At 67.6% G+C, this 23,948-nt stretch carries 25 protein-coding genes; 14 read left to right on the top strand and 11 right to left on the bottom strand.

Features of this window, described 5'->3' with window-relative positions:
* Positions 1-68: 68 nt before the first annotated feature.
* From gmk to fabD, 8 genes are all read right to left on the bottom strand, one after another.
* Positions 69-710, bottom strand: a complete 642-nt coding sequence (gene gmk, locus ACQY68_RS06990; protein ID WP_428152322.1) for a guanylate kinase — start codon at positions 708-710, stop codon at positions 69-71.
* Entirely contained in the window at positions 700-1,566 is an 867-nt protein-coding gene (locus tag ACQY68_RS06985) for a YicC/YloC family endoribonuclease (RefSeq protein ID WP_428152606.1), read from the bottom strand. The genes gmk and ACQY68_RS06985 overlap by 11 nt, the downstream gene beginning before the upstream one ends.
* 14 nt (positions 1,567-1,580) lie before the next feature.
* On the bottom strand, positions 1,581-2,789 hold the full coding sequence (gene mltG / locus ACQY68_RS06980) for an endolytic transglycosylase MltG (protein ID WP_428152321.1): 1,209 nt from the start codon (positions 2,787-2,789) through the stop codon (positions 1,581-1,583).
* 2 nt (positions 2,790-2,791) lie between these two features.
* A complete protein-coding gene (gene fabF / locus ACQY68_RS06975) occupies positions 2,792-4,072 on the bottom strand; it encodes a beta-ketoacyl-ACP synthase II (RefSeq protein WP_428152320.1) in 1,281 nt (426 codons plus the stop codon).
* Positions 4,073-4,178: 106 nt separating this feature from the next.
* A complete protein-coding gene (locus ACQY68_RS06970) occupies positions 4,179-4,418 on the bottom strand; it encodes an acyl carrier protein (protein ID WP_013270001.1) in 240 nt (79 codons plus the stop codon).
* A gap of 170 nt (positions 4,419-4,588) precedes the next feature.
* Positions 4,589-4,792 carry a hypothetical protein gene (locus ACQY68_RS06965; RefSeq protein ID WP_428152319.1) on the bottom strand — a complete coding sequence of 68 codons (204 nt, stop codon included), beginning with the start codon at positions 4,790-4,792 and terminating at the stop codon, positions 4,589-4,591.
* 189 nt (positions 4,793-4,981) lie between these two features.
* Positions 4,982-5,722: a 3-oxoacyl-[acyl-carrier-protein] reductase gene (fabG, locus tag ACQY68_RS06960; protein WP_428152318.1), complete on the bottom strand. Its 741-nt coding sequence runs from the start codon at positions 5,720-5,722 to the stop codon at positions 4,982-4,984.
* Between the two features lie 11 nt (positions 5,723-5,733).
* The gene (gene fabD, locus ACQY68_RS06955; protein WP_428152317.1) at positions 5,734-6,684 is read right to left on the bottom strand and encodes an ACP S-malonyltransferase; all 951 of its coding nucleotides are present in this window, start codon (positions 6,682-6,684) and stop codon (positions 5,734-5,736) included.
* Positions 6,685-6,847: 163 nt separating this feature from the next.
* Between fabD and ACQY68_RS06950 the strand changes: the two genes are divergently transcribed.
* From ACQY68_RS06950 to ACQY68_RS06910, 9 genes are all read left to right on the top strand, one after another.
* The gene (locus ACQY68_RS06950; protein WP_428152316.1) at positions 6,848-9,151 is read left to right on the top strand and encodes a TonB-dependent receptor; all 2,304 of its coding nucleotides are present in this window, start codon (positions 6,848-6,850) and stop codon (positions 9,149-9,151) included.
* The gene (locus ACQY68_RS06945) at positions 9,148-9,726 is read left to right on the top strand and encodes a hypothetical protein (RefSeq protein WP_428152315.1); all 579 of its coding nucleotides are present in this window, start codon (positions 9,148-9,150) and stop codon (positions 9,724-9,726) included. The genes ACQY68_RS06950 and ACQY68_RS06945 overlap by 4 nt, the downstream gene beginning before the upstream one ends.
* On the top strand, positions 9,723-11,234 hold the full coding sequence (locus tag ACQY68_RS06940; protein WP_428152314.1) for a PepSY-associated TM helix domain-containing protein: 1,512 nt from the start codon (positions 9,723-9,725) through the stop codon (positions 11,232-11,234). Before ACQY68_RS06945 ends, ACQY68_RS06940 begins: the two co-directional genes overlap by 4 nt.
* 177 nt (positions 11,235-11,411) lie before the next feature.
* Positions 11,412-11,795 carry a 30S ribosomal protein S6 gene (gene rpsF, locus ACQY68_RS06935; protein ID WP_309627823.1) on the top strand — a complete coding sequence of 128 codons (384 nt, stop codon included), beginning with the start codon at positions 11,412-11,414 and terminating at the stop codon, positions 11,793-11,795.
* Between the two features lie 14 nt (positions 11,796-11,809).
* On the top strand, positions 11,810-12,094 hold the full coding sequence (gene rpsR, locus ACQY68_RS06930) for a 30S ribosomal protein S18 (RefSeq protein WP_428152313.1): 285 nt from the start codon (positions 11,810-11,812) through the stop codon (positions 12,092-12,094).
* Position 12,095: 1 nt separating this feature from the next.
* Positions 12,096-12,680, top strand: coding sequence for a 50S ribosomal protein L9 (gene rplI, locus ACQY68_RS06925; protein WP_428152312.1), 585 nt, complete (start codon positions 12,096-12,098; stop codon positions 12,678-12,680).
* 314 nt (positions 12,681-12,994) lie between these two features.
* A complete protein-coding gene (locus tag ACQY68_RS06920) occupies positions 12,995-15,460 on the top strand; it encodes a TonB-dependent receptor plug domain-containing protein (RefSeq protein ID WP_428152311.1) in 2,466 nt (821 codons plus the stop codon).
* A 124-nt stretch (positions 15,461-15,584) separates the two neighbouring features.
* Positions 15,585-15,962, top strand: coding sequence for a hypothetical protein (locus ACQY68_RS06915; protein WP_428152310.1), 378 nt, complete (start codon positions 15,585-15,587; stop codon positions 15,960-15,962).
* Positions 15,963-16,092: 130 nt separating this feature from the next.
* Positions 16,093-17,574, top strand: a complete 1,482-nt coding sequence (locus ACQY68_RS06910; RefSeq protein WP_428152309.1) for a replicative DNA helicase — start codon at positions 16,093-16,095, stop codon at positions 17,572-17,574.
* A gap of 194 nt (positions 17,575-17,768) precedes the next feature.
* On the opposite strand, the gene dksA is transcribed toward ACQY68_RS06910, so the two are convergent.
* Together dksA and ACQY68_RS06900 are read right to left on the bottom strand one after the other, a co-directional pair.
* Positions 17,769-18,203: an RNA polymerase-binding protein DksA gene (dksA, locus tag ACQY68_RS06905; protein ID WP_303696140.1), complete on the bottom strand. Its 435-nt coding sequence runs from the start codon at positions 18,201-18,203 to the stop codon at positions 17,769-17,771.
* A 182-nt stretch (positions 18,204-18,385) separates the two neighbouring features.
* Complete coding sequence (locus ACQY68_RS06900) at positions 18,386-18,811, bottom strand: flagellar assembly protein FliX (protein ID WP_428152308.1); 426 nt, start codon at positions 18,809-18,811, stop codon at positions 18,386-18,388.
* Between the two features lie 233 nt (positions 18,812-19,044).
* Here ACQY68_RS06900 and ACQY68_RS06895 point away from each other — a divergent pair, with 233 nt between their 5' ends.
* From ACQY68_RS06895 to ACQY68_RS06885, 3 genes are read left to right on the top strand one after another with little or no spacing between them, the layout of a single operon-like run.
* Positions 19,045-20,100 (top strand): flagellar basal body P-ring protein FlgI, encoded by a 1,056-nt coding sequence (locus tag ACQY68_RS06895; RefSeq protein ID WP_428152604.1) that lies wholly within the window; start codon positions 19,045-19,047, stop codon positions 20,098-20,100.
* Complete coding sequence (locus tag ACQY68_RS06890) at positions 20,100-20,429, top strand: rod-binding protein (RefSeq protein ID WP_428152307.1); 330 nt, start codon at positions 20,100-20,102, stop codon at positions 20,427-20,429. Before ACQY68_RS06895 ends, ACQY68_RS06890 begins: the two co-directional genes overlap by 1 nt.
* On the top strand, positions 20,426-20,866 hold the full coding sequence (locus ACQY68_RS06885; protein WP_428152306.1) for a flagellar basal-body protein FlbY: 441 nt from the start codon (positions 20,426-20,428) through the stop codon (positions 20,864-20,866). Before ACQY68_RS06890 ends, ACQY68_RS06885 begins: the two co-directional genes overlap by 4 nt.
* 3 nt (positions 20,867-20,869) lie before the next feature.
* Here ACQY68_RS06885 and ACQY68_RS06880 read toward each other — a convergent pair whose 3' ends face one another.
* Entirely contained in the window at positions 20,870-21,583 is a 714-nt protein-coding gene (locus ACQY68_RS06880; protein WP_428152305.1) for an AAA family ATPase, read from the bottom strand.
* Between the two features lie 186 nt (positions 21,584-21,769).
* Between ACQY68_RS06880 and ACQY68_RS06875 the strand changes: the two genes are divergently transcribed.
* Both ACQY68_RS06875 and ACQY68_RS06870 read left to right on the top strand, forming a co-directional pair.
* Positions 21,770-23,371: an EAL domain-containing protein gene (locus ACQY68_RS06875; protein ID WP_428152304.1), complete on the top strand. Its 1,602-nt coding sequence runs from the start codon at positions 21,770-21,772 to the stop codon at positions 23,369-23,371.
* A 52-nt stretch (positions 23,372-23,423) separates the two neighbouring features.
* A complete protein-coding gene (locus ACQY68_RS06870; RefSeq protein WP_428152303.1) occupies positions 23,424-23,849 on the top strand; it encodes a hypothetical protein in 426 nt (141 codons plus the stop codon).
* Positions 23,850-23,948: the final 99 nt, after the last annotated feature.

The following is a 23,948-nucleotide window of genomic DNA, read 5'->3' as shown; positions in this document are numbered from 1 at the left end:
AGCCCCTTGTCGGAAAGTCCTCTTTGAACTCCGCAAGTCCGACGCGGCGCGCGGTCGGCTGGAAGGATTCAGACGTCCTCGGCCAGCAGGGCCGACTGATAGCCGCCGACCCAGACGTTGCGGAACCGGCGGCTGCGCTCGGCGTGGTAGATGTGGGCCAGCTCCGCGTAGGAGCGGTCGAAGTCGTCGTTGACGAAGACGTAGTCGAACTCTCCGCAGTGCTCGATCTCGCCCTTGGCGTTGGCGATACGGCGCTCGATGACGTCGTCGGCGTCCTGGGAACGGGTCACCAGACGGCGCTTCAACTCTTCAAGGCTGGGCGGCAGGATGAAAACGCGGACGGCGTCTTCCGGGCATTTCACCGCGATATCGCGCGCGCCCTGCCAGTCGATGTCGAACAGGACGTCGCGGCCCTCGGCCAAGGCCTTGTCGACCGGCGCGCGCGGCGAGCCGTAGCGATTGCCGTGCACGTCGGCCCATTCGAGGAAGGCGTCCGCGTCGATGCCCTTCTGGAATTCTTCCGGCGAGACGAAGTGATAGTCGCGGTCCGCCACCTCGCCCGGACGGATGCCGCGCGTGGTCATGGAGACCGACAGTTCCAGCCCGCCGTGGTCGGCCATCAGGCGACGACACAGCGACGTCTTGCCGGCGCCCGAGGGGCTGGCGACGATCAGGAGGACGCCCCGGCGGGGCGTACGTTCATTCGACATTCTGGACCTGTTCTCGAAGCTGCTCGATGACCGCCTTCAGGTCGAGGCCCGTGGCGGTCAGCGCCGTCGTAGCCGATTTCGAGCAGAGTGTGTTCGCCTCGCGCATGAACTCCTGCATCAGGAAGTCCAGTTTGCGGCCCGCCGGCGGTTGATCCAGCAGGGTGCGGGCCGAGGCGACGTGGGCGGTCAGCCGGTCCAGCTCCTCGCGGACGTCAGCCCTGGTTGCGAGGGCGGCGGCCTCCAGCACGATGCGATCCTCGAGTCCGGGCGCATCGGGCGCGAGCTCGGCCATGCGGCGAGCGAAGCGGTCACGGACGGCCGCGGTCTGGGCGACGGCCTCGGTCTCGGCCGTGGCGACAAGGCTTTCGATACGGGCGACAAAGTCCTCGATCACGGGACGGAGTTGGGCGCCTTCGCGTTCACGGGAAACCTTCAGGGCGTCGAGCGCCTGTTCGACGGTCGCGGCCATGGCGGCCTCGACAGGGACGCGGGCCTCGGGATCTTCGGTCTCTTCGTCGCTGTCGAGCACGCCGCGCAGGGCGAGCAGACCGTCAGCGGACGGCGGGGTCGCGCCCTCCTCCGCCAGCTGGTTGGCGAGCTGGAGATAGCGGGCGAGGACGGCCTCGTTGACCTTCAGGGCCGAAGCGTCGCCCTGAGCCTGGCGGGCCTGGATGCCGATCGTGACCTGGCCCCGGCTGAGACGGGCCTGACCGGCGGCCTTGGCGAGGCGCTCGAGGTTGTCGAAGCCGTTGGGGCCACGGAAGCGGACTTCCAGATTGCGGCCGTTGACCGAACGCGCCTCGACCGACCAGGTCCAGCCGGGGAGGGCCCCGTCGGCCCGGCCGAAGCCGGTCATGCCCGAAAGCAGGCTCACTGCGCCGCCGGGGTCGCGGGGTTGGCCGGACGCAGTTGACGCGAGGGCGTCACCGTCCCGGGCGCCTGCATGGTGATAACGGCCTCGCCGGTCACGGTCGGCGGGGCGACGGCCGCGCCTTCCGGCGTGCCCTGTCCGGGCGGCGGCGCGCCGGGGACCGCACCGGGCGGCAGGGTCTCCGCTGGCGGAGCCTTGCCCGCCTCGATCGCCCGCCAGCGCGAGACGTTCAACAGATGCTCTTCGTAAGTCCGGGCGAAGACGTGGCCGCCCGTGCCGTCGGCGACGAAGAACAGGTCCTGGGTCGCCGGCGGGTTCAGCACCGCCTCCAGCGCCTGACGGCCCGGATTGGCGATCGGCGTCGGCGGCAGGCCGTCGATCAGATAGGTGTTCCAGCCCGTGTCACGCTGAAGCTCCGACAGGCGGATGCCGCGTCCCAGCGGACGGCCCTTGGTGATGCCGTAGATGATGGTCGGATCGCTCTCCAGCCGCATGCCGATGCGCAGCCGGTTCGAGAAGACAGAGGCCACGCGCGGACGCTCGCGGGCCAGACCCGTTTCCTTCTCGACGATAGAGGCCAGGATCACGGCCTCTTCGGGCGTCCGGACCACGGTGTTCGGGCTGCGGGCGGCCCAGAGTTCGGCGAGGTTGTCGGCGGCGTCGCGCTGCATACGGGCGATGACCGAGGCGCGGGTTTCGCCGCGCGAGACCTCATAGGTGTCGGCCCAGAGGGAGCCTTCCTCGGGGACCTCGTCGATGATCCCGGTCAGGATGGCCTCGCGATTGAGGATGTCCACGGCCTGGGCCGAGGACCAGCCCTCGGGGATGGTCACGAAGTGGCGGACGACGCGGCCGTCGGTCAGCAGGCCGATGACGGTCTTCAAGGAGGCGCGGGTCGGCACCTCGTACTCGCCGGCGCGCAGCTTGCGGTCGGCGCCCGTCAGGGTCGCGGCAGCCTTGAACATGTCGACCGAGCGGATGACGCCCGCGTTCTTCAGGGTCGCGGCGATGGCCGAGACGCCCGAGCCGCTGGGCAGGGTGACAACCGTGGTGTCGCCATCGCGCGCCGTCGGGCCGGGCGAATAATAGACGCTCCAGCCCCAGGCCAAGGCGGCGATCAGGAACAGGCTGAAGGTCGCGGACGCGGCCAGCAGCGCCACGACCAGACCCGGACGTTTCTTCGTCGGCTGCCCCCCGGCGTTCGCCACGATCAGGCGACCTTGCGGAAGATGATGGAGGCGTTGGTGCCGCCGAACCCGAAGCTGTTGGACATGGCCACATCGATCTCCATCGGTTTGCCCTTGTGTGGTACGAGGTCGATGGCGGTTTCGTGTTCCGGATCGTCGAGGTTGATCGTCGGCGGGGCGATCTGATCGCGGATGGCGAGGACGCTGAACACGGCCTCGATGGCCCCGGCGGCGCCCAGAAGGTGGCCGGTCATCGACTTGGTGGAGGACATGGCCATGTTCTTCGCGTGGTCGCCCACGAGCCGTTCGACGGCGCGCAGCTCGATCCAGTCGGCCATGGTCGAGGTGCCGTGGGCGTTGACGTAGTCGATATCCTCGATGGCGATCCCGGCCCGCTTCACAGCGGCCTTCATGGCGCGATAGGCGCCGTCGCCATCCTCGGACGGGGCGGTGATGTGGTAGGCGTCGCCGCTCATGCCGTAACCGATGACCTCGGCATAGATCTTCGCGCCGCGCGCCCTGGCGTGCTCGTATTCTTCCAGAATGACGACGCCCGCGCCCTCGCCCATGACGAAGCCGGCGTGGCCCCGGTCATAGGGGCGAGACGCCTTCTCGGGCGTGTCGTTGTAGGCGGTGCACAGCGCCTTGCAGGCCAGAAAGCCGGCGATACCCAGAGGGACGATGGAGCTCTCCGCCCCGCCCGCGACCATGACGTCGGCATCGTCGAGCATGATCATCCGCGCCGCATCGCCTATGGCGTGGACGCCCGAGGCGCAGGCCGTGACCACCGCGTGGTTCGGACCCTTGAGCCCGTGACGAATCGAGATCTGGCCGCTGGCCAGGTTGATCAGGGACGATGGGATGAAGAACGGGCTGATCCGGCGCGGGCCGCTCTCGTTCAGGATCTTCGCACTGTCGGCGATGGGACCCAGGCCGCCGATGCCCGCGCCCATCATCACGCCGGTGCGTTCCTTGTCCTCGTCGGTTTCGGGATGCCAGTTCGCGTCGTTCAGGGCCTCATCGGCCGCTGCGATGCCGAACAGGATGAAGTCATCGACGCGCTTCCGGTCCTTGGCGGACATTATGGCGTCGGGATCGAAGCTGCCGGGAACGCCGGGACCGCCGCCGCCGCGCCCGTCCACGCTCGGGACTTCGCCCGCGATCGTGCAGCCATAGCCCTCGGTGTCGAAGGCGGTGATCGGTGCAATGCCCGAACGGCCCTCGACGATGCCCTTCCAGCTGTGTTCGACCCCGTTGCCCAGGGGCGTGACAAGGCCGAGACCGGTGACGACGACGCGACGCATGAGATCGGGCTCCAGCTCAGCAAATCCTGAATCAGAAACAATAATGGCCGCCGGGCCTCTCCGCTAGGAGGGCCGGGCGGCCATTGATTGCCGTTGGGACCTCGGCTTAGGCCGCGGTCTTCTCGTCGATGAACTTCACGGCGTCGCCGACGGTCTGAATGTGTTCAGCGGCGTCGTCGGGGATTTCGATGTCGAATTCCTCTTCGAAGGCCATGACCAGTTCGACGTTGTCGAGCGAGTCAGCGCCGAGGTCGTCGATGAAGCTCGCCTTTTCGGTGACCTTGTCCGGATCGGCGTCCAGGTGGTCGATGACGATCTTGCGGACGCGTTCCAGGGTGTCGGACATGTGTGTCTCTGCCTTCTAGAGCCGCCGGAGCGGCGTATGGTGGTCTTGCCGTCTCACGACGGCCCCGCTTGCGCAAGAGGCAACGCCTCACTGACCCAACCGGTTGCGCGGCCTTTAGCACACCCCTCGGCGAGGGAAATAGCCTGTTGGTGAGCTATCGCGCGGTCGCGCTACTTGAGCGCGGTCTGTCCCCGATTGACCCACCACGCCAGAGCCATCCCGACGAACGTCATTGGAGCGCCGTAGATCGCCCAGATTATGTGGCCGGTCATGAAGCTACCCGGCAGGATGTTGAATCCCTGCAGAACCCAGATGATGCCGATCAGCAGGAGGGGACCGCTGAGGATCGTGGCGAGATAGCGAAGAACCAGCATCGGCTTTCTTCCTTTCGTCATCCTCCGGCGCGAAGCGACCGGGGGACCCAGCGGCGCCGAAGGCGATTTGTTCAGGCACGATGTCGGACGCAACAAACTTCGCGACAGGTTCGCGCTCTCGCGCGCCGCTGAATCCCCCGGTCTGCGCCGCCAAGCGGCGGCTTGCCGGAGGATGACGAAAGTAGGGGGTTAGATCATCGCCATTCCGCCATTCACGTGCAGCGTCTGGCCCGTGACGTAAGCCGCTTCGTCGGACGAAAGATAGACGGCGGCCGCCGCGATCTCGTCGCCGGTGCCCAGCCGACCGGCCGGGATGTTGCGCAGGATGCCCTCGCGCTGCTGCTCGTTCAGCACGTCGGTCATGGGCGAGGTGATGAAGCCTGGGGCGATGCAGTTGACGGTGATTCCGCGCGACCCGACTTCCTGGGCCAGCGACTTGGAGAAGCCGATCATGCCGGCCTTGGACGCCGCATAGTTGGTCTGGCCGCCGTTGCCGGTGACGCCGACGACCGAGGTCACGCCGATGATACGGCCCGAGCGGCGCTTCATCATCCCCTTCATCGCGGCGCGCGACAGGCGAAAATAGCTTTCGAGGTTGATGGTCAGGACGGACTGGAAGTCCTCGTCCTTCATACGCATCAACAAGCCGTCCTTGGTGATGCCGGCATTGGCGACCAGGATGTCGAGGCCTGCGCCGGCAGCCTCTTCGGCGGCGCCCACCAGATTGTCGACGGAGGCGGGGTCGGACAGGTTGGCGGTGGCGAAATGCGCCCGCTCTCCGAGTTCCCTCGCCAGATCCGCCAGCACCGCCTCGCGCGTGCCGGACAGGACGACGGTGGCGCCTTGCGCATGCAGGGCCCGGGCGACGGAGCCGCCGATCCCTCCCGTGGCGCCGGTGACGAGGGCGGTCTTGCCGGTCAGGTTGAACATGGCTTCTCTCCTTACTGGGCCAGGGAGGCGGCGAACGCCTCGATGTCTTCCGGGGTGTTCAGCGCCAGGCTCTCGGCGTCGGGGGCGATGCGTTTGGCCATGCCGGTCAGGACCTTGCCCGAGCCGATCTCGACGAAGCGGGTGACGCCGCCTTCGGTGGCCATCCAGTCCATGCTCTCCCGCCAGCGCACGCGGCCTGTGACCTGTTCGACCAGCAGGCGACGAACCGTGTCGGCATCCTGTTCCGGGCGGGCGGTGACGTTGGCGACCACGGGCACGCGCGGTGCGACGAGGGCGGCCGAGGCCAGGGCCGTGGCCATCTCGTCGGCGGCGGGCTGCATCAGCGGGCAGTGGAAGGGCGCCGAGACGTTCAGCGGGATGGCCCGCGCGCCCAGTTCCTTGGCCTTCTCGATGGCGCGGTCCACGGCGGCCTTCTCGCCAGAGATGACGACATTGCCGTTGTTGTTGTCGTTGGCGACGACGCAGACCCCGACCTCGGCGCCGGCGGCCGCCGCGGCCTCGGCCAGCGCCAGATCCGTCTTCGGCCCGATCAGGGAGGCCATCGCCCCCTGCCCCACCGGGACGGCGCGCTGCATGGCCTGACCGCGCAGCTTCAGCAGGCGCGCCGTGTCAGCGATCGACAGGGCGCCCGCCGCCGCCAGGGCCGAATATTCGCCCAGCGAGTGCCCGGCGACGAAGGCGGCGCGATCCACGGCGACGCCGAATTCCTTCTCCAGCACCCGCATGACGGCCAGGGACACGGCCATCAGGGCCGGCTGGGCGTTCTCGGTCAGGGTCAGCTGGTCCTCGGGTCCGTTCCGCATCAGGCCGGACAGATCCTGTCCCAGGGCCTGGTCGATCTCGGCGAACACATCGCGCGCCGGGGCGAACGCATCGGCCAGAGCCGCCCCCATGCCGACGGCCTGGCTGCCTTGTCCGGGGAACAGAAGGGCGAGGGTCATGAGCGGTCCGTGAGCGGCTGAAACAGGGGCGGAGGGGTAGGACGATCGTTTCGCGAGGGCAAGCACAGCGACACCGACCCTGGTGGTATTACGAATGCGAATGCGATTGACTCGCATCATGACGACGGTTTATCGGCCCCCAGCTTTGCCGTTGGAGAGACCCGTGCTTCGTAATCGCCTTCTGATGTCCGCCGCCGCCTGTCTTCTGAGCCTCGGCGGGACGGCCGCTTACGCCGCGTCGGACCCGGCGCTGGTCGACCCGCAACAGCAATCGACGGGCGATGCGACCCTGGACGATATCATCGTCACGGGAGAAAAGACCGACCGTTCGCTTCAGCAGACGACGGCCAGCGTGGACGTCGCGACCAGCCGCCAGATCGAGACCGAGTCGCTGCAAAGCCTGCAGGAGCTTTTCACGCGCACCGCCAACGTCACCGAGACCTATGGCAGCTATGGCTTCACCATCCGCGGGATCAGCAACGAGAACGTCTCCGGCGGCGGGTCGGCGAACCTGGCCACCGTCTATGTCGACGGCGCGCCGGTGCCTGCGACCATCCTGTCGGCCGGCATCGCCGATCTGTGGGATGCCCGTCAGGTCGAGATATTTCGCGGCCCGCAATCCACTTTGCAGGGGTTGAACGCGCTCGCGGGCGCCATCGTTGTGCGGACCCAGGACCCGACGATGGACTGGAACGCCCGTGCCCGCGTCATGATCTCCGATGCCGACGAGACGGTCTTCTCCTTCGCCGGCGGCGGTCCGCTGGTCCGCGACGAACTGGCCTTCCGCATTGCCGTAGAGAAGCGCGACGACGCAGGCTTCATCCGCAACGTGACCCGCAACACCGACGAGGACCCACGCGAGACTCTGAACCTGCGCGGCAAGCTGCTGTGGACCCCGTCCGCCGCACCCCAGTTCCGCGCCCAGCTGACCTACAACCACTTCGAAAACGACGGTGGCTACGTCTTCAGCTATGCCCGGACGGACGCTCCCGACTTCTATGACAACCGGATCGCCACCGACAACTCGCCGAACCGCAGCGCGGTCGAGGGCGACATGGCCAGTCTGGAGCTGACCTACGACCTGTCCGACCGGCTGACGCTGACCAGTGCGACCGCATTCGCGACCAGCAGCCAGACCCAGAGCTACGACGGTGACGGCGGACCGGAAAACCTGTCGTTCGGCACGACGAACTTCGACTTCGACACCTGGACCCAGGAGCTTCGCCTGAACTACGCGGGCGATCGCGTTCGCGGTCTGGTCGGGGCCTTCTTCTATGATCGGCAGCAGCGCACGACGTCGGCCAGCCGCACCAACGTCCCGACGCCCACCGGCACGATCGCGGCCCTGCTGCGCGGCAACGGCCTGCCCGCCGCCACGGCCAACGCGATCGCCGCGCTCTATTTCGCGGCCCTGCCGGTCATCCCGGTGGACTTCTCCAGCGACGGCGAGAGCCCGGTGCGGACCCATGCGCTGTTCGGCGACGGCGAGTGGACGATCACGGACCGGCTGTCGCTGGTCGGCGGCTTCCGCTGGGACCATGAGGAGAACGAGATCGGCGTGAAACAGGTCTCGGTCTTCGCCGGGACCTATCCCGACCCCGCCGCCTTCGGTACGGCACTGGCCCCCGCGATCGCCGGCATCAACGCCGGGGTCGCCGGGCTGGTGGCGCAGGCCGGAGGCACGACCCTGCCGGAGAGCCGCGGCTTCGACGCCTATCTGCCGAAGCTGGGTTTGCGCTACGCCCTGACGCCCGACGCCACGGCCAGTTTCGTGATCCAGCGCGGATATCGGTCGGGCGGCTCGGCCTCCAACATCGCCCGCTCGGCCCTGTTCGCCTATGAGCCGGAATACACCTGGAACTATGAGGGATCGGTGCGATCGCAGTTCCTGGACCGCGCCCTGACCCTCAACGCCAACGTCTATTACATCGACTGGACCGACCAGCAGGTCAGCGTGAATTTCGGCCTGAACAACTACGACTTCCACACCGTCAATGCCGGCAAGTCGCATCTTTACGGCTTCGAGATCGATGCTTCGCACCGGTTCAGCAGCGCCTTCGATGTCTATGGCTCGGTCGGCTACAGCAAGACAAAGTTCGACGAGTTCATCGCCAGCGTCGCCGGAAGCGATTCCGATTACGCAGGATCCGAGTTCGCCTTCGCCCCGCGCTGGACCTTGGCCGCCGGCGCCAACTATCGCTGGAGCCAGGGCTTCGTCGCCAACCTCAACGCCGGATACCGCACCAAGGTCTTCACCCAGGTCGGCGTGGACCAGGCCGCTACCGAGGTCGGCGATCGTCTGCTCGTCGGCGGCCGGGTCGGCTACGAGACCGATCGCTGGGGAGCCTACGTCTACGCCAAGAACCTGCTGGACGAAGAGTACATGACCTTCACCTTCGCCGGCAGCAACCGGGCGATGCTGGGCGATCCCCGCGTCGTGGGCCTCAGCCTGGAGGCCCGCTGGTGACGCACGAGGCAGCCACCGCCGGCGGTTCGCTGTTGTTGCTCTCAGGGGCGGTGGCGGCGGCCTGGCTGCTGCGGCGGTCGTGGGGTGAACGAACGATCTCTCGGCCCTGGTGGATCGTCGGCGGATGGTTGTCCGTCACCGCCTTGATCGTCGTCGCGAGTTGGATCCTGGGCGCTGGACGAGGGCCGTTCGCCGCTGCGACCGTCGTGTCCGTGGGAGCCCTCGGCCTCGTCGCCGCCAACGTCCAGTTCAAAACGGCCAAGGTGCGCGGCGACAAGAGCCTGGCCCCCGAGCCGTCGGAGCGCGCATCCAGGGCCTGGCGCGGCTGGCTGAGAGCCCTGCTGGCCGGGCCGCTGGGCATGATCGCGGCCATGGGTGTCGCCATCTGCTACTCGGCCTTCGTGCCCGGTGCGCCCCAGACGCGACTGCTGATCGCGGGCCTGATGGTGCCGGTGCTGTGGGGGGCCGCGATGGCCTGGACCCTGGCCGACGACAAGATCCTGCGGGCCACCGCCGTGCTGATCGGCGTGACCGTCGTCAGCTTTGGCGCCGCCATGCTGAAAGGCTTTTCATGACCGCCCAGCCTTCATCGAAAACCGCTGGCAAGCCGATCTGGCCCAAGGTTCCGGCCGGGTTCGTGCGCTCCGTGCTGGCCGGCCATTCGGCCTTGGGGCTGGCCTTCGCCGCCCTGATCTATCTGGTCTGCTTTTCCGGATCGGTCGCCGTCTTCGCGCGAGAGTTCCAGCGGTGGGAACAGCCCGACGTTCCGGTCATGACCACCGTCACCCCCGCCGCCGTCCAGACCGCGACCGAGGCCGCGATCGGCCGCGCGGGACCGAACGTCGAACACGTCTTCATCTCGCCGCCGACATCGGACCTGCCGCGCCTCGGCATCGTCACCGAGGACGCAGAGGGCGTTCATCTCAGCCACAACGCCGACATCCAGGGCCGTCTGACCGATGCGGGTGAACCCGTCTGGACCGAGTTCATGACGACGCTCCATATCAACCTTCACCTGCCGTCGACCTGGGGCATGTTCATCGTCGGCCTGACCGGCGTGGCGCTGCTGTCGTCGCTGATTTCGGGCGTGCTGGCGCATCCTCGCGTGTTCAAGGACGCCTTTCACCTGCGCTGGGGCGGATCGAAACGGCTGCAGGAGGCCGACCTGCACAATCGGATGGGCGTCTGGGCCCTGCCGTTCCATGTCATCGTCTCGACGACGGGCGCCCTGCTCGGTCTGACGACGATCATCCTGAGCGTCCTGGCCCTGGCCCTGTTCCAGGGCGATATTTCGAAGGCCTACGCCCTCTTCCTGCCGCCGCTGGTCGACGACCCGCGCCCGGCCGAGGCCCTGCCGGACGTCATCGCCGCCCTGGAGGCGACGCAGCGGCTGTCGCCCGGATCGACACCCACCTTCATCGGTCTGGAGCACCCGACCGAGAAGGGCCAGGCGGTGATGGTCAACGCTTCGGTCGACGGCCATCTGGTCTCGGCGACCAGCTTCTATTTCGACGGCCGGGGTCAGTTACTGAACCCCGCACAGACGGCCCGGACCAACCTGGGTCAGAAGATCCTGGGTTCTTTAGGACCGCTGCATTTCGGCTGGTATGGCGGCATCGTGCTGAAGCTGGCCTACGGCCTGCTCGGCCTGGCCCTGACCTCGGTGACGGCCAGCGGTGTGGCCATCTGGCTGGCGCGCCGGCGCGACAAGGGCCGCCCCGCCCCCCGCTGGGAGCGAATCTGGATCGCCACGGTCTGGAGCCAGCCGGTCGCCTTCGCGGCATCCGCCCTTCTTGTCGTCGTGATGGGCGCGACGTCCGCCGCCGCGCCGCTTCTGGCCTGGGGCGTGGTCACCCTGGCCGTGGTCGCGCTCGCCCTCCCATTCGAGCCGAAAAAGCTGTCGGCGGCCCTGCGGCTGACCACGGCCGGCTTGCTGGCGGCGGTCGTGCTCGGCCATCTGATCCGGCACGGCATGACCTACGCCGACCCGGGGGCCTGGTGGGTCGGGGCGGCCCTTGCCGCGATCGCCGGCCTGCTGGTCGCCAGCGTGTTGAGGAAAGGCCCGGTGACGGCGGCCGGCTGACCCGCGCGCTTGCCCCTTGCCCCCTTTTCCCCTATACGCCCCCGCTTTCCAGGGCTTCGGTCCTGATGCGGAACACCAAAGGGTTCGGGAAGTCATTCCGGCCGCCGCTTCAGGATCCATCGTGGTTCGGACTTACCCGGTCCGTCCGCGCCGACGCCCACCAAGGGAGACTGCCGAATGGCTCTTTACGAGCACACGGTCATGTCGCGCCAGGATATCAGCGCGCAACAGGCCGAAGCCCTCAACGACACCATCAAGGACCTCATCGTGGCCGGCGGCGGTTCCGTCGCCAAGATCGAGTATTGGGGCCTGCGCAACCTGACCTACCGGGTCAAGAAGAACCGCAAGGCTCACTATTCCCTGCTGGCGATCGATTGCCCGCCCCCCGCCATGGCCGAAGTCGAGCGTCAGCTCGGCATCAACGAAGACGTTCTGCGCTGGCTGACCGTCAAGGTCGAAGAGCTCGACCTCGAGCTGTCGCCCCTGCTGGCCCGTCGTGAGCGCGAGCGTGAACGCGACCGCGAACGCGGTCCGCGTGAAGACGCCGAAGTGGCCGCGTAAGGAGATCTGGAACCATGACTGACACCACCTCCTCGCCCAACGTTCCCGGCACCCCCGCCGGTTCGGGCTCCGCCGGCCGCCGTCCCTTCTATCGTCGTCGCAAGGTCTGCCCGTTCTCGGGCGAAGGCGCGCCGAAGATCGACTACAAGGACGTCAAGCTGCTACAGCGCTACATTTCCGAACGCGGCAAGATCGTGCCCTCGCGCATCACCGCCGTGTCCCAGATCAAGCAACGCGAACTGGCCAAGGCCATCAAGCGCGCCCGCTATCTGGCCCTCCTGCCCTACGTGGTGAAGTAAGATGAAGGTCGTTCTGCTCGAACGCGTCGAGAACCTCGGCGCCATCGGCGACGTCGTCACCGTCAAGGATGGCTTCGCCCGTAACTTCCTGCTGCCCCGTGAAAAGGCGCTGCGGGCCACCTCCAAGAACCTCGAGAAGTTCGAACTCGACCGCGCCGCCATCGAGGCCCGCAACGAGAAGAACAAGTCCGAGTCGCAGAAGATCGCCGACAAGATCGACGGTCAGTCCTACGTCATGATCCGCCAGGCCGGCGAAACCGGCCAGCTGTACGGATCGGTCGCCGGTCGCGACATCGCCGAAGCCATCCAGGCTGAAGGCGGCAAGGTCGAGCGTTCGCAAATCGCCCTGAACACGGCGATCAAGACCTTGGGCGTCCATGAAGTCGTCGTGCGTCTGCACGCCGAAGTCACCGCCACGGTCAAGATCAACATCGCCCGCTCGGCCGACGAAGCCGAACGTCAGGCGAAGGGCGAGGACGTGATCAAGTCGGCCTACGACGAAGACCGTAACGCGGCCGCCGAACAGGCCCGCGACATGGTCGAAGGCGGCGCAGGCCAGCAGGACGGTCTCGGCTCCGAGGCCTGATCCTGAAGATCGGTTCGTCGAACCGGTAGAGAAGCTAAAGGGCGTGTCCTCCGGGCACGCCCTTTTTGCTGCGCGTCGCGAACCGGTCGCAGAAACTATGTCAAAAATGCAACGAAGCCCGTCACTTGCATTAACCCCAGCTTGACCGGGTCTCCAGACGCACCCAGCTTGCACGACAGGGGGCGTCCGCGCCGGTCCGCGCAATAATGTTGCGCGGCTGGCCGGCCGATAACCACGCGGCGGTCAACGCCGGACCTCGGACCCAATATCGCGCGCCGCGCGTCCTGCGTCGGCCACATCTCGTCAGGCTCGTCATGCACTTCAGAATTTCACGCTCCGTCCTTCTCGGGTTCACCTCGGCTGCGGCTCTGGTCGCCTGCCCTCTCACGGCCATGGCCCAGTCCGCGCCCCAGCAGGAGGCGACCGCCGTCGACGAGATCATCGTGACCGGCACCCGCACCGTGGGCCGCACCCGTCTCGACTCGGTCGCCCCGGTCGACGTAATCTCGGGCGAAGTCCTGACCCGCCAGGGCGCAGGCACCGAGCTGGCCGCCGCGCTGGCCGCCAACGCGCCCGCCATCAACTTCCCCCGCCCGGCCATCTCCGACGGTTCGGACCACGTCCGCCCGGCGACCCTGCGCGGCCTCGCCCCCGACCAGACCTTGGTCCTGATCAACGGCCAGCGCGGCCACGTCGCCGCCCTGGTCAACGTCAACGGCGCCCTGGGTCGCGGCTCGACGGCGTTCGACCTGAACACGATCCCGGCCATCACCCTCGGCAACGTCGAAGTCCTGCGCGACGGCGCCTCGGCCCAGTACGGCGCCGACGCCATCGCCGGCGTCATCAACCTGCGCCTGCGTGAAGCCGACTCGGGCGGCGGCCTGACGGCCGTCTACGGCGTTTTCGACACCGAGTTCGACACCGCGCGCGGGTCGCACGACCGCAATGACGGCGAACAGACCTCGCTGTCCGGCTGGATCGGCCTGCCCCTGTTCGGCGACGGCTTCCTGACGCTGTCGGGTGAGATCCAGGAACGCGAGCCCACCAACCGGTCCGACTTCGCCGCTCCGGGCAGCGTCTCCAACGGTTCGTCCACCACCGTCATCGGCCGCTTCGGCGATCCGAAGACCAGCGCCCAGTCGGTCTGGTTCAACGCCGGCAAGCCGCTGGAGAACGACTGGGAGGCCTATGCCTTCGGCGGCTATCAGCACCGCGATTCCGAGTCGGCCGCCACCGCGCGCGCCTTCAACAATGCCAACAACGTCCTGGCCATCTATCCGAACGGCTTCCTGCCGATGATCGGGGCCGCGATCGACGACTACAACCTGTTCGGCGGCCTGAAGGGCGAAGCGGCCGGCATCGACTGGGACTTCTCGGTCGGCTACGGCCGCAACGAGCTTGAGTACAACGTCTTCAACAGCCTGAACGCCTCCTACGGCGCGGCGTCACAGACCTCCTTCGACGCCGGTGGCCTGGCCTATGACCAGCTGACCGTCTCGATCGACGGCGTGAAACAGGTCGAAGCCGGCCTCTTCGAGCCGCTCAACGTGGCCTTCGGCGTCGAGTATCGCACCGAGGCGTTCGAGGTCCACGCCGGCGAGCCGACCTCCTACAACAAGGGTCCGCTCAACGCCGGCGCCGGCGCCCAGGGCTTCCCGGGCTTCCAGCCGGCCAACGTGGTCGACGAAGACCGCAGCAACGTCAGCGCCTATATCGACGTGGAAGGCCACTTCACCGAGTCGTTCACCCTCGGCTTCGCCGCCCGGTACGAAGACTATTCCGACTTCGGCGACACCCTGACCGGCAAGCTGTCGGCGCGCTATGACGTCAGTGACCACTTCGCCCTGCGCGGCGCGATCTCGACCGGCTTCAAGGCCCCGGCCCTGCAGCAGCAGTTCTTCAGTTATGTCGCGACCAACCTCGTCACCACCGTTGTCAACAACGTGCCGGTGACCTCTCTGGTCCAGGCCGGCTCGTTCCGCGTCAATGACCCCGTCGCCATCGCATTGGGTTCCGCCCCGCTTGAGCCGGAGGATTCGACCAACTTCTCGGGCGGCTTCATCCTGCGCAACGGCGGGTTCGAGCTGACGGTCGACGCCTACCGCATCGATATCGACGACCGGATCATCTACTCCGAGACCCTGGGTCTGGCCCGTCCGAGCCAAACAGCCCAGACCACGGCTGCGACCCTGGCCCTGTTGGCGCCGTTTGGCGTGACCGGCGCCCGGTTCTTCCTCAACGGCGCCGACACCACGACCAACGGCGTGGACGTCGTCGCCCGCTACCGCACCGAACAGGACTTCGGCCAGTTCACCTTCACGGGCGCCGCGAACTTCAACGCGACCGAGATCACCGGACTGGCCTCGGTTCCCGCGACCGTCGCCATCCCGACCTCGCCGGGCTACCTGTTCGACCGCGCCAACCAGCTGTCGTTCACGGACGGCACGCCGAAGCGGAAGGTCGTCGGCAGCGTCGACTGGACCCTGGGCGACTTCTCGGCCACGGCGCGCGCGACTTACTACGGCGACGTTCTGGTCGCCAACAACACCTCGACCCTGGACTATCAGGTCGGCGACGCGACCCTGATCGATCTGGAAGGCCGCTACACCTTCCCGATCGGCGTCACGGCCGCCGTGGGCGTCAACAACCTGACGGACGAGTATCCGAACTTCACCCCCGCCGCGAACAACGGCGCCACGGGTTCGGTGGGCTTCCCCAGCTTCTCGCCCTATGGCTTCAACGGCCGCTTCCTGTTCGCCCGCGTGAGCTACAACTTCTAGGGCGCGTTCGACCCTCGACAAACGGAACGGCGCGGAGAGTGATCTCCGCGCCGTTTCGCGTATCAGCGCCATGCTTCCGCCACGAGCCCGGCTGAACTTCACCGTCAACCGGAGGGGTCCGAACATGAAAACCGCCGCCATCGCCATGGCCGCCGCCGTGGCGCTCGCCGCTCCGGCCTTCGCCCAGTCGAACGGGACGCTGGACACCTTCGTGACCCGGGCGAACCGCATTCCGCTTAACCCGCTCGCCGCGCTCCGGCCCGACGCGCGCCGGCTGATGAACGAGGCCAACGCCGCCTTCACCGCGGTCGGCGCCGAGAACCGTGCGGCCCGCGCCGCCGGTCGCCGTCCCCCCGCCTGTCCGCCGGAGCGGATGGAGGTCAACCCGCGTCAACTGCTGGCCTTCCTAAACGCCATCCCCCAGACGCGCCGCACGCGAATGACGCCGACCGACGGGATCCGCGAATGGATGGCGAACCGGTACCCCTGCCCGGCGACCTAGGTCCCCGGACTGACCCGGAACTGTTCCGTCTAGGGATTTTCCAGCGGTCCACAGATGGGCCGCATCCATCCCCGTTCACGGCCACGTCCAACACTGTCGCAGGGGCGTGCGACGGGTAAGCGTTAACCCGATGAACGCTTTCTCTCCTTTCAACGACGCCGTCGCCGTGCCGTCGCTGCCGCACAACCTCGAGGCCGAACAGGCGCTGCTGGGCGCCCTGATGTTCGACAACGCCATCTTCGAGCGTCTGAGCGATCGCCTGCGCGGGTCGCACTTCTACGAGCCCTTCCACCAGAGGCTCTACGACGCGATCGAGGATCACATCCGTCAGGGCATGCTGGCCGAGCCGACCATCCTGATGGAGCGGTTCAAGCAGGATCCGGCCTTCGCCGAGTTCGGGGGCCTGCGCTATCTCGCCGACCTGATGGACCGCGCCCCGCCGGGAGCCAACGCGCCCGACTATGCCCGCGTCGTCTACGACCTTGCCCTGCGTCGCGACCTGATCCGCATCGGCGGCGACATCATCAAGGAGGCCCCCGATCCCGAGCGCGCGGCGCTGGAGCAGATCGAACAGGCCGAACTGACCCTCTATTCGCTGGCCGAAACCGGGGCGCCGTCGTCCGGCTTCGTCAGCTTCTCCACCGCTCTGGCCGGCGCCGTACAGATGGCGGGCGAGGCCTATCAGCGGGACGGCAAGCTGGCGGGTCTGGCCACCCACCTCGACGACCTCGATTCCAAGCTCGGCGGCATGCACCCGTCCGACCTTCTGATCCTCGCGGGCCGTCCGTCGATGGGCAAGACGGCGCTGGCGACCAACATCGCCTTCAACGTCGCGCGCAACTATCGCTGGGAGCCGACGCCGGACGGTCGGAAGACTGTCAGCGGCGGCGTGGTCGCTTTCTTCTCGCTGGAAATGAGCGCCGAACAGCTGGCCATGCGTATCCTGGCCGACGCTTCGGGGGTGTCGTCCGACCGTCTGCGCAAGGGCGAGATCGACGCCTCGGACTTCGGCAAGGTCCGCGACGCGGCCATCGAGATCGGCGAGAGCCCGCTCTACATCGACGCCACCGGCGGCCTGGCCATCTCGAAGCTGGCCGCCCGCGCGCGCCGCCTGAAGCGGATGGAACAGGGCCTCGACCTGATCATCGTCGACTACCTGCAACTGATCACCGTCGGCGAGGGCAACGCCCAGAAGAATCGGGTGCAGGAGGTGTCGGAGATCACCGGCGGCCTGAAGGCCCTGGCCAAGGAGCTGAACGTCCCGATCATCGCCCTGTCGCAGCTGTCGCGTCAGGTCGAGAACCGCGAGGACAAGCGGCCGCAGCTTTCCGATCTGCGGGAATCCGGCTCGATCGAGCAGGACGCCGACTGCGTGATGTTCGTCTATCGCGAGAGCTACTATCTGGGCCGCACCGAGCCGCGCGAGGGCACGGAAGAACACCTGAAGTGGCAGGAGGACATGGACCTGCTGGAACACCAGGCCGAGGTCGTCATCGGCAAGCAGCGCCACGGCCCGATCGGCATCGTGAAGCTGAGCTTCGACGCGGACACGACGCGCTTCGGCAACCTGGCGCGCAGCGGCTACGGCAACTTCAGCGACATCCCGGAGTAGATGTTCGTACCCTCTCCCCTTGCGGGAGAGGGAGATCACGCACGGCGGCGAAGCCGTCGTTCTGGCGCGATCGGGTGAGGGGTCACATCAGCGGCAGGGTGAGTTAGAGCGACCGATCGGTGAGGTCAGCGTAACCCCTCATCCGACTTCGCTTCGCTCAGCCACCTTCTCCCGCAAGGGGAGAAGGGACGAGATCAATCGTCCCGGTGAACCCGCTCGCGGCGCTCGTGGCGTTCCTGGGCTTCAACCGACATCGTCGCGGTGGGACGGGCTTCCAGTCGGCCGAGACCGATGGGTTCGCCGGTGTCCTCGCAGTAGCCGTAAGACCCGTCCTCGATCCGACGCAGGGCGTCCTCGATCTTGGAGATCAGCTTGCGCTGGCGGTCGCGGGTGCGCAATTCCAGCGCGCGGTCGGATGCCGACGACGCCCGGTCCAGCAGATCCGGATGGTTCTCCGTCTCGGCCTTCAGGTTGACGACGGTGCCCTTGGACTCGCGCAGGATGTCATCCCGCCACGCCATCAGCTTGTGTTTGAAATAGGCGAGCTGCCGTTCATTCATGAACGGCTCGTCGTCGGAAGGTCGGTAGGCGACCGGTTCGTCAGACACGATCGAGGCCAATGCGGTCATCGCACTCACACTCTAGAACAACGCCCCCCATGGCGCACGACGGCGTATAGGCAGGGCGGAGAGTCGCGGCAACCAGCTTCGCGCGTCCGTGATCACGGCCAAGCTCGGTTGCAAAGGACACCGTGACATTTCGTCCTCACTTCGTTCCCGGAACGAAGGAATGAGGCCGGTTTTCCAGTCACTTATGCTGCACTGCGGCGAACTTCTGCCTTGGCCAGCTCGACGGCGGCGCGCAGGTCGATCTGTTCCAGCAATCCCGTCAGACCCGCATCCTCGTCCTCGGGCCGCTCCTCGCGCAGGGTCCGGCCGAGTCGTTCCAGCGCCCCCTCCCCGGCCTCGCCCGACAGCATGGCGATCTTCAGTTCGTCCAGACGGTCGAGCAGGGTTCCGCCGCGACGGATGGCGCGACGACGACGTTCGGTCGCCGTCTCCACACCCTGCAGCGCCATCAGGGCCGAGACGTCGGCGACAGCGGAGGCGGGAGCCGTCGCAGCGGCCGCGGCCGACGGCGCGGCGCCGGACGTCTGGGGCATGGAGAAACCGCCGGCCGAACGCACGGAACGCTGACCGCCCGTGGGGGCGGCGCCTGACGGACCGTTGACCTTCATGAGCGGAGACTCCGGGACATTCCGCACCATCGTGGGCTGACCGTCACTGTTTGGTTAACGGCAGGGCAGGATTTGCCGGGCCAGACGCCTCACGGTCCGGCCCTACCTTTGATTTCGCTCGCCTTTCCATCCGGCATGATCTTCGCAACGCCTGCCCTGAACCGTCGCGGAAAGCCTGCCCAGTGCAAAAGTTTCTCACCGCCTTCCTGATCCCGCTGGCCCTCGGCGCCCTGATGGCCGCCCCGGCCTCGGCCCAGTCGCGGATCAAGGACATCGCCTCGATCGAGGGCGTCCGGACCAACCAGCTGGTCGGCTATGGCCTCGTGGTCGGCCTGAACGGCACGGGCGACAGTCTGCGCAACTGTCCCTTCACCCGCCAGTCGCTGGAGGGGATGACGGAGCGTCTCGGCGTCAACATCCGCGGGACCAACGCCAACTCCAAGAACCTGGCCGCCGTCATGGTGACCGCCGAACTGCCGCCGTTCGCCACGCCCGGTTCGCGGGTCGACATCTCGGTCTCCAGCCTGTGCGACGCCAAGAGCCTGCTGGGCGGCACGCTTCTGGTCACCAGCCTTCAGGGTGCCGACAGCCAGGTCTATGCCGTGGGTCAGGGCTCGATCCAGACCGGTTCGGTCTCGGGCTCGGGCGGTTCGGGCTCGTCTGTGACGCGCGGCGTGCCGACCGCGGGCCGCATCGCCTCGGGCGCCACGGTCGAGCGTGAGACGGGCTTCCAGCTCGACAGCCTGACCGAGGTTCGTCTGACCCTGCGCAACCCGGACTTCACGACCGCCCAGCGCGTCGCTGCCGCCATCAACGCCACCTACCCGGCAACCGCCCTGGCAGAGAACGGATCGGTCATCGCCCTGCGCGCCCCGGCCCAGCTCGGCATGGCCGCCTTCATCAGCCGCGTCGAGAACATGCCCGTCGCGGTCGACACCCCGGCCCGCGTCATCATCGACGAGGTCAACGGCGTCATCGTCATGGGCGAGAACGTCCGCATCTCCACGGTCGCGATCGCGCAAGGGAACCTGACCATCTCGGTCCAGGAGAACCCGCAGGTCAGCCAGCCGGCCCCCTTCAGCCAAGGCCAGACCACGGTCGTTCCGCAGACGGACGTCACGGTCGAGGAGGAGCTGGGCCGCGAGATCCGGCTGGTGAACGGCGCGACGTCGCTGTCGACCTTGGTCAACGGGCTGAACGCGCTGGGCGTCTCTCCGCGCGACATGATTTCCATCCTTCAGGCCATCAAGGCGGCGGGCGCCCTGCAGGCCGACATCGAGGTTCTGTGATGAGCGATCTGGCCGTCTCCCCCTCCCTGCTGACCTCGGTCGCCGCCCCGAACGCCGAGACGCCGCGCATGCGCGAGACGGCGGAGAAGTTCGAGGCGTCGTTCCTGTCGCAGATGCTCAAGCCGATGTTCGAGGGCATCGAGACGGACGGCCCCTTCGGCGGCGGCGAGGCCGAGGGCACCTGGCGCAGCTTCATGATCGACGAGATGGCGAAACAGACCGTGCGCGCCGGCGGCATCGGCCTGGCCGACACCGTCGTCTCGGAGATGATCCGCATGCAGGCCGAACAGTCCCGGACCGCGCAGACCCTGCCGGGAGCGACAGCATGAGCCACGACCCGACCACTGCTACCGCCTATCTGCGCAAGCTGACGGCCCTTACCGACAAGCTGACCGCCCGGCTGGAGACGGAAACCGACGCCTTCGCCACCCGCCGCGCCGCGGACGTCGCCGCAGGTCTGGCCGCGACGCAGGAGCTGGCCAATCAGTACCGGCGCGAGTCCGCCCACCTGAAAGCCAACCGGGCCATCCTGATAGCGGCCCCCGCCAGCGAGCGCATGGCCCTGGTCAGGGCGACCGAGGCGTTCGAGGCGGTTCTGGCCATCCACGGTCGCACGGTCGAGGCGGCCCGCACGATCTCCGAAGGTCTCGTCCGCACCATCGCGCAGGAAGTCGCGGGCGCACGGGCCATGGGAACGGGATACGGCGCTTCGGGTCAGGCCTACGGGAGCGACAGCCGCGCCGTCACCCTGAACCGCACGGCCTGATCGTCAGCCGGCCATCGCCAGTTCGAGTGGCCCATCGGCCTCCGTCGCGGCGCCCCGCGAGCGGTAGACGTGACGTCCAGCCACCGGCCACAGCTTCTCGTTCAGCGATGCCCACAGGCTGTTGATCTCAAAGGCCGCCTGGCTGTCCGGCTGGTCCTCCTGAGCGCCCAGCCCTTTCCACATCGCGTTCTGATAGGCGGCGCGCTGGCGCAGACCGACCTCGGCCAGAGGGATGCGGTACTCGGACAGATAGTCGACGGCCTCGCGAATGACGCGCGGTTCCGCCCCGTTCCGCCGGACCGGCGCCTGGTTCAGTACGAACAGACCGGGGCGACGCAGGTTCTCGACCAGTTGAACCGTCCGGCCGACCGCCTGCAGGTCGAAGAAGTTCGGCCGCACGACGATCAGGCACAGGTCCGCCAGCCGCGCCGCCTCGGACGCTTCCGCATCCGCCGACGAGCGGCTGTCGACGATCAGAAGGTCGATGCCCTCGCGCTCCGCGGCGCGATGGGTCGTGAACAGGGCGCCGGCGCGGCCTTCCATGACGAGGGGCCAGTCCGCGACGCGCTCGCGGGCCCATTCGAGCGATGACCGCTGGGGGTCCATGTCGACCAGCATGACACGCTTGCCCGCCGCGACGGCCGCAGTGGCCATGTGCACGGCCAGGGTCGATTTGCCCGCCCCGCCCTTGCGCGACATCACCGCGATCGTCTTCATCGGCCCCCGCCTGTCTGGATGGTCCGGCCGACGTTCCGGGAACGTCGTTACGGCTTGTTCACCATAGAAGCCGTGCTCGCGGCGTCAACGAATCAGCCACCGTGAACTCGTCCGGCGCGGGAGTTTTCTCGCCGTTAAGGATGACTCTGCGGCGAAGGTTAAGAGGCGCCGGGGCAAGACAGGCGAATGACGATCAGAGAGCGCCTCCTCGGCTTCGCCTTCGCCTCCGCCGATCTGCTGCTCGAGCTCGATGCGAAGGGCGCGACGGTGTTCGGCCTCGGCTCGGGTCCGACGACCGGTCTGTCGGCCGAAAGCTTCCGTGGCGTGGCCCTGTGGAACCGCGTGGCGCCGACCAGCGTGGACCCGCTCAACGGCATTCTGAAGAGCCTGCGTCCCGGCGCACGGTCCGCGCCGGTCGAACTGCTATTCAACGCCGGCGAGGGTCGGTTGCGACGGGCGACAGCGCGGTTCTTCGTGTTGCCCGACCTTGCGCCCAACGTCTCCTGCTCGGTGACCTGGGAAGGCCCGGTCTATCGTCTGCACGATCCGGAAGCCGCTCCGGCTCTGGAGCCGGAAGCCTTCCTGGCCCGCGCGCGGGAAGTGATGGCGCCGCCCGCTGATCCGCGCGAACTGGCCCTCGCTTTCGTCGATGTCGACGGTCTGGCCGCCGCGCAGGGCGCGGGCGAGGCCGGCGAACGGCTGAACGCCCGGGTCGAGGCCGCCCTGCAGGCCGCCTCGGTCGACGGGGCCACGGCGGGCAAGCTGGGACCGGAACGCTTCGCCCTGGTCCGCGACCGCAGCGACGAGGTCGATCTGGCCGGCGAAATGCAGGAGATCGGCCGCAGCGAAGGTTTCGAGCTCACGGCCCGCTCGACGGAGTCCGCCCTGACCGCCGGCGGGGAGTCTCTCAGCGCCTTGCGCGCCCTGCGGGTCGCGGTCGAAGGGTGTCTGAAGGACGGCGGGGCCAACACGCCGGAACGGACATTCACCGCAGCCCTCTCGCAGACGCTGAACGACGCCCACGCCTTCCAGACCATGGTCCGCGACCGCCGGTTCGATCTGCACTACCAGCCCATCGTCGACCTGAAGACCGGCGCCGTGCACCATTTCGAGGCCCTGTCCCGGTTCAAGGGGTCGGCCAGCCCGGCCGCCGCCATTCGCATGGCCGAGGAAATGGCCCTCATCGACAGCTTCGACATCGCCGTCGCCGAGAAGGCCCTGAGCCGTCTGCGGCAAAAGGGGGCGGGTCTGCTGAAGTTCGCCATCAACGTGTCCGGCGCCTCGCTTGCCGACGACCGTTATGTCCAGGCCCTGCTGCGAATGACGGCGTCGAGGCCGGAGGAGCGCAAGCGCCTGATCGTGGAGGTGACGGAGTCCGCCGCATTGTCAGACGTCGAGGCCGCCAACCGCCGTCTGGGCGCCCTGCGCTCGGCCGGGATCAAGGTCTGCATCGACGATTTCGGCGCAGGCGCGGCCAGCTACGACTACCTCCGTCGTCTGTCGGTCGACACGGTCAAGATCGACGGGACTTTCGTCCGGGGGCTGGAGAGCGATCCCCGCGCCCGCACCCTGATCGGCCATCTGGTCGAGCTGTGCCGCTCGCTGAAGGTCGAGACCATCGCCGAGATGATCGAGACCGAGGCCGCCGCCGACATCCTGCGCGAGGTCGGCGTCGATCTGGGTCAGGGCTGGCTGTTCGGCAAGGCCGAGGCCGAACCGCAAACCGTGCTGGCCCTCAACGAACCTGTCACCGCCCGTCGCATGGGCGCCGTCGCCGGTTGGGGCTGACGGAACGCGGCTCGCTGTGACAGGTTGGGGGATCGTCCGTCTGGAGGTCGCCTTGATCCGTCACGCACTCGTCGTCGTCGCCCTGATTTCTGTCGCCGGCTGCGCCACTGCGCCGGAAGCGACGGTCGCCGGCCCGCCGGACTTCAGCCCCATCCAGACGCAGCCGCATCCCCGCGCGCGACTGTTCGTCGACTGCATCGCCCAGGCGACGGCAGCCGGCGCCTATGGTCATGCCCATGACGGCGACAGCGACCGCCTGCTGTTCACCTGTAACGGCGCGCCTGCTCGCGCCTTCTACGACGGGCTGGCGACGCGCAGCGCGACCATCGGCTCGGAAGTCCAGGCGAACGGTCGCACCTTCCGGACGACGGAAATCGTGGAGCGGGATCTGTTCGGCGTAGACTACTGCTCGACGGGCGGCGCGAACGACTTCACCTGCATCATCACCCTGAATACGGGCGCCGCGCTCGTCGAGTGACAGCCTCTGTCAGCAGCGCCTTGATGTTCCCACATTGTTCTTGCTGAATCAGCGAGATCAGTTCCCATATAGCGATGTTGCACCGGACACCTGTCCGGC

Source organism: Brevundimonas sp. (assembly GCF_965278935.1).
Classification (GTDB): domain Bacteria; phylum Pseudomonadota; class Alphaproteobacteria; order Caulobacterales; family Caulobacteraceae; genus Brevundimonas.
Note: the sequence above shows the minus strand (reverse complement) of the source record. Positions and strands in the feature narration are given on the sequence as shown.